This window comes from Candidatus Hepatincolaceae symbiont of Strigamia maritima, from assembly GCF_055505085.1.
Genome location: NZ_DBKDTU010000201.1, coordinates 1 through 6185, shown reverse-complemented (window position 1 = coordinate 6185; position 6185 = coordinate 1). Strand labels below are relative to the sequence as shown.

The window sequence follows — 6185 nt, the reverse complement described above, 5'->3', positions numbered from 1 at the left end:
GAGGTAAATTAAAAACCACCGACTTAGCAAAAAACTTCCTAAAAGCTTTACCTGATAATGCAAAAACACCGGACATGACGGCATTATGGGCAGAGAAACAGCATGAGATAAAGGAGAATAAACTATCTACGGAAGAGTTCTTAAAAGAGCTAGATACCTTTATAACCACAGAAATAACTACAATTAAAAACTCAACCATAAACATAGGAACAACTAATGCCACTCAAAATAAAGCAATATCAAAAACTAAAACTAATCAAAAGAACCCTAGCAATAATACTAAAGTTACTCAAAATAAAGAAACTGTAACAGCTAAGAAATGCCCTAACTGTACAGAAGGAACTCTAACCCTAAAAACCGGCAAATATGGTAACTTCTGGGGCTGTAACAACTACCCAAACTGCAAAACCATTGTGAAGATTTAAAAAAGGAAAATAATATGAAAATCTATCTAAAAATAATACTTTGTTTTTTAAGCTTAACTACATACACTCTGGCAGAAAAAACCTCAGTAAGAATTGAAAGTTATAAAAGATTAAAAGGATACTAGATAATTTTGATGATACAAAAAATATTAATCCTAACACTAAACTACAACTTTTTTCCATAAATAAACAACCTATAACACCAAAAAAGTAGAGGTGTTATTTTTTTATTTCAAAGACTTTTTTCATGATATCAAAATATTGTGGGGTTATATGTTTAATAATGTCTTGTGTAGCCTTATTAAAGTCATCTATAAGATTAGTATTATATGGGGTAGATAGTTTTGTATCCGTGTTTAGGAAGTTCATGAAATCTTGAGGTAAGTTTTTTTCTTGAAAATCCTTATCTAAATATTTAATTATATCTCCTAATTTATCGACTGTTGGTATAAGTTTAACTGTATGGCAATATTCCCATAACAACTCTCTTAGTGAAGCTAACTCTAAATGCATATTATTAATTAATTTTGATAATTTATCAAAATAACTATGAAGCTTGCTTGGGTCAGTCTGAAAAAATACAAGGTTGTTGTTTGGCATTAAATCTGCTTTTATAAAAGTATTATCTTTAATTTTGATTTTTTCAAAAAGCTTACACCAAAAATCATAACTGTGAGTAAAAATAAAAATTTGATAAGGATTTTTTATTTGGTTATCATCTTTAAAAAATTTGTCTCTTATTAATGATATTAAATTTAATTGTATTTCTTCATCAAAACTAGAAGCAGGATCATCTATCATTACTATTTTAGTAGTACCTTTTGTTTTATCAATTAAATAAAAAAAGTAGGATAATGCAATAATATTTTTTTCACCCTCACTTAAATAGTTTGCTATATTATTATTTCTTTTTATGATAAACTTATTATTATTTCTTTCTATCTTTATACTTCTTCTATTTAACACATCTCTAAAATATTTATTGATAATATCTATATCTATCTCACTTAAAGCTTGCTTTTTTAGTTGTATTTTTCTAATTAAATCATCTTTATTTTTACAACCGTAATTTTGTAATCGGGAGGTTATAGCTTCTTCTTTTGACTTAAAGATTTTAGCGTAGTCAGTTTTTACATAATGTTGTTTAAGTAGTTCTATTCTATTCTTTTGCTCTGTTATATAGTTTTTTGTTTCTGTATTATAGGTAGATATCTTAGTATTTATGTCTTCAATAATAGTTATAAGTTTTAGAAATTTTAATTTATATCTGGTTATTAACTCTAAGGGTACTTCTATTTGTTTATATATATTGTCTTGTTTAGAAGGAATTAATCCTTTATTTTCCTCATCTCCAATGATTTTTTGGTAAATATTTATAATATCTGTTATATTAAGCACTAATTTTTCTACATCAAATATAGAAGCATCTATTTTTTTTAAATGATAATTTTTTAACTTTGTAAGAATGTTTTCGTATTCCTTAAAATCTTTAGAAATATTTGTTAGTTTAATTTGTAATTTATTTCTTTTTTCATTAAAATAATCCTGAAGTTGTTTGATAAAATATGTACTAATAGTTTTCTCTTTACAAAAAGGGCATTGTATAGATTCACTTTCATATTGATTATCTTTTATGTTATTATAAAATTCTTCTGCAAGAGGTATTGATGTTTTATATTCACTGAATCTATTTGATAGTTGTGAAAGAGATTCTTCATCTATTGGGGGTGTAGCCCTTAATACTTCTATTAGTTGGTCTAAATCATCAGGTATATTCTTAATATTATCATTCATTATCAATTCTAACTCTTCAGGAGGTTTTTTAATAAAATCCATATAAGACTCTATGGTGTTCTCGTCTAAATATTGTATAGTAGCTTCTTCTTTTAGCAGTTTAGAATATCGGGTTTTATTAAAAGTTCTATCATTCGTTATACCTATTTTTTCTTTTATGTATTTTGCTCTTCGTGACATTATATTGTTTTGATCTATAACTATTTTTTCTATTTCTTCTAAATCATTAATTTCTTTATTATCAGCACCAATAATAATTGTTAATTCTTTAGCTTCTGTATGTGATGTAAAAATATTTTCATATACAAAATTTGTATTGTATATCATAATTTGATTAATATTACTAGGTAAATCTATGGTTTTGTGAGTACTATCAGTAATTGTAAAAGAACCTATTTCTTTAGTGTTATTTTTATGTACTTCTCTAAAAAATTCTGTAAAAGTAGTTTTTCCAGAACCATTAGCTCCAAAAATAATATTTCTTTTTCCAAATCCTTGAAAATTAAAATTATTAAATTTTCTAAATTTTGCAATATGTATGTCTATTATTTCCATATTAAAGACCTTAATATAATTAATTAAATAAATAATTATATCATGTTATAACACAACCACACCATAAAAAACTGATTTTTATCCCTATAGTTTTGTAATATCTCTTGTTAGCATTTAAGTAAATACTTAAATATTTCAGGGGTGAGGATGTGAATTTAGAGTTAGAGAGGTTTAAAAGAGATATTAGTTTAGTTTCATATGCTCAAACTTTAGGATTTAGTATTGTAAAATCTGAGAGCACCAAGCGTTCTGTTAAAATGAAAATACCCGGGCAGACTATTATTATTTCCACAAGTCATGATAATCACGGGATTTACTTTAATGCATCTAGCAATAAAAGCGGTACTATTATTGATTTTATCCAAGAGCAAAAGAGGATTAATCTAGGAGAAGTACGAAAAGAATTAAGAGCTTGGTTAGGAAGTAATAATTATCAAGAAAATAGCCAGTATCAACAGAGTACATATAACCATAACTATTATAAACCTGAAAAAAGTACTCCTAATGAGCAATTAGTAGCTCATAATTATGCTAAAACTAAAAGTTCTTATCTTAATACTTATTTATCTAAAAGAGGAATTAGAATTGAGATTCAAACCTTAGATAAATTTAAGGAAAAAATCAGAATTGATGAGAGAAATAATTTAATCTTTCCTCATTTTAATAATAGCGGTATTTGCGGATATGAAATTAAAAACACTACTTTTAAAGGGTTTTCAAGTGGCGGTGAAAAAGGCTTATGGGTTAGTAATAATATTAAAACCGCAGATAAAATTGTAATAGTTGAAGGAGTAATAGATGCCTTGAGTTATGAGCAATTAAAAGGAGATACAAATACTGCTTATATTAGCACCGCAGGGCAGCTAAATGAAAAACAACTCACACTCTTACAGGAAATCAGTAATAAATATCTGGCAGAACTAATCTCAGGGTTAGATAACGATGAGGCAGGGTATAAATTACATCAGATTATAGAGAAATCTTTAGCAAAAACCATAACTAGAGATGTTCCAAAACATAAAGATTGGAATGAGGATTTACAAAAACTTTTACAAGGGAAACAAAAACATAAAGAAACTATTACTAATTCTATTTCCTACTGCCCGAAAACATTAAATAAATCTCAAAAAATCCAAGAATTTAATAGGTAATCTATTAAATACCACAAAGAATAATCTAACAGAAAAAACTGATTTTAAGTAATAGCCTTAAGGTACATATCTAGCTTATGCTTAGGTTATAAATGTAATACAACTTGAGGATATGATTATGAATATAAACAAGAAGCACCCCCTATACCAACACCTATACTCTATAATACAGTTTACATTATTAATGTTACTACTAACAGTAGTAGTTAGCTTTAATAATGAAGTATGGGCAGCGGCAGACCCCTTACTTAAAGTTAACAGTAACGTAAAGTCAGCGGTATCCACCTTACAATTGGTTGCTTTAACCATAGCAGGAGCAGGGCTTATTTTTACACTTTTGGCCGGAATGTTTACTCAGCTTAATAAAGGGCAATTACTGCAAATCTTAGCAATAATCATAGGAATAGCAGGGGCAGTAATGATTATTGACTGGATTGCCGGATGGGTAAAATAATTATAATTAAAAATTACCCTCAATTTGCCAAAAAAACCTTTTTTATCGGTTTGGATCGTACTTATTTCTTATGCTTACTTTTTATAGGAATTATTTTATTTTTTATTAATGTGGCTTTAAACATTTTCTATAAGATTACGCCACTATTTAGTATTGGGATTGTAGGAATATTATTTTTAGTATCAGTTCTTGCTTTTGCTAGAGATAATTATTGGTTTGAGAAATTTATTATTAAATACATAATCAAGCAGAAATATAAAAAGATTAATAACATTTTAGCACGCTAAGATAGGTAATATGGTACCAATAGGATAAAAATGTTTTTCTCAGTTATTTTTATAGTTTTCCTAATTCTAGCTTTATTAATTACATCTAAGGTTTATTTATTTTTAAAGAAATTCTATTCACAGCCCTTTCTAACTAATACCTATGCTGAGTTTATTCCATCTCAGCAAATTATTAATAACTTTATGATTATAAATAAAGACAGTAGTTACTCTGCAGTAATAGTTTTGCGAGGGTTTGCTTATTTTAAGGCAGAAGACTTAAGTAGAGCCAAAGATAATAATCTTAAAGTTAAGGAGAGAGCTTTAAACTTTAATGAATTGCCTGAGAGCATTCAAATTAAATTCTTATTTAAACGCTTTAATACAGGAATAGAACAACAATATTCTAATGCTAATTATATAGAAGTAACCGCTAGTTTTACCCAACAGTTACAAGAGAGTATTACTAAACTCTTAAACGGCTTAAAGATTTTCAAGCCTATTTTATTAAAAGACGATGAACTAATAGAATTCTTATTTTTAAACTGTAATTTAGTCGCAAAAACTCTTACCAATAATGAAAATATAGCATTACATGATTTATGCAGTTATTCAGCTATTTCTTTTAAAAAAGATAAGGGCATACTTAAGAATATAGATACTAAGAAATATTTTAAATGTTTTGCTTTTAATTTCGGGAGTATTATTGAAGAGAAGTATTTTACGGCTCTGATAACTGCAAAGATTGAGTTTGATTTTATTATTAATACTAAATTCTTTAATAGAATAGGAGCTAATTCACTAATTAATACCGATAAAAAGAATATTCAAAGCAGTAATGATGAAACTAAAAAGGGTGGAATTTTAGGAGGTATTTTTAATTCTTCTAATAAGAAAATCTCAGAAGTTGCTGATGCCCAAGAAATTATAGACAATGAGGAGGCAAATCTGGCGGTCTTTGATTGTTTTATAGTAGTGTTTGCTAATACGGAGGAAGATTTAGAGATAAGTGCTAATAAGCTTAAAGATATAATTGCCAAGTATGAAATCTTTATTACTGAAGAAACGTACTTATTAAACTTCTTCTTTTTACAAAGATTAATAGGCTTTAAACTACATCATAATCTTAAATATTTAGCTAAGTATGCAGAAATATTAGTCTATGCTAAAAAAGTTTTAAGCTGTACTTTAGCAGGGATGTTTGATTACATAGAGATGCCCGCAGGCTTAACCGAATGTGATTGGGGAAGTAATGCCATAACTCAGTTCAACACCCAATATAATAACACATATAACTTCTATTTACATGTAAGTGAGCAAAAAGCCGCAGTTGGGCACGGAGTAATTATAGCCCCCACGGGAGCAGGAAAAACTACTTTTGTACAATATTTAATTAAAGGTATTTTAGATAATTATGGTAATGAAGTAGATATCTATAGTTTTGATAGATTTAACGGCATGTCGGTTTTTACTAATTGGCAACAGGGAAATGAGATTAACTTTACTGAATTAAGTATTAATCCTTTACAAATAGATTTAG

At 27.4% G+C, this 6185-nt stretch carries 6 protein-coding genes; 5 read left to right on the top strand and 1 reads right to left on the bottom strand.

Annotation, left to right across the window (positions count from 1 at the left end):
- The coding region (locus tag ACQCX0_RS05485; RefSeq protein ID WP_462563163.1) for a topoisomerase DNA-binding C4 zinc finger domain-containing protein at window positions 1-425 on the top strand (425 nt) is incomplete at its 5' end.
- Window positions 426-644: 219 nt separating this feature from the next.
- Here ACQCX0_RS05485 and ACQCX0_RS05480 read toward each other — a convergent pair.
- A complete protein-coding gene (locus ACQCX0_RS05480; RefSeq protein WP_462563162.1) occupies window positions 645-2774 on the bottom strand; it encodes an AAA family ATPase in 2130 nt (709 codons plus the stop codon).
- Window positions 2775-2923: 149 nt separating this feature from the next.
- On the opposite strand from ACQCX0_RS05480, the gene ACQCX0_RS05475 reads away from it, so the two are divergent.
- From ACQCX0_RS05475 to ACQCX0_RS05460, 4 genes are all read left to right on the top strand, one after another.
- Entirely contained in the window at window positions 2924-3925 is a 1002-nt protein-coding gene (locus tag ACQCX0_RS05475; protein WP_462563161.1) for a DUF3991 and toprim domain-containing protein, read from the top strand.
- Between the two features lie 184 nt (window positions 3926-4109).
- Entirely contained in the window at window positions 4110-4379 is a 270-nt protein-coding gene (locus tag ACQCX0_RS05470; RefSeq protein ID WP_462563160.1) for a hypothetical protein, read from the top strand.
- Window positions 4367-4666: a hypothetical protein gene (locus tag ACQCX0_RS05465; RefSeq protein ID WP_462563159.1), complete on the top strand. Its 300-nt coding sequence runs from the start codon at window positions 4367-4369 to the stop codon at window positions 4664-4666. Before ACQCX0_RS05470 ends, ACQCX0_RS05465 begins: the two co-directional genes overlap by 13 nt.
- Before the next feature lie 30 nt (window positions 4667-4696).
- Window positions 4697-6185 (top strand): VirB4 family type IV secretion/conjugal transfer ATPase (locus tag ACQCX0_RS05460; RefSeq protein ID WP_462563158.1); only part of this gene is annotated, 1489 nt, incomplete at its 3' end.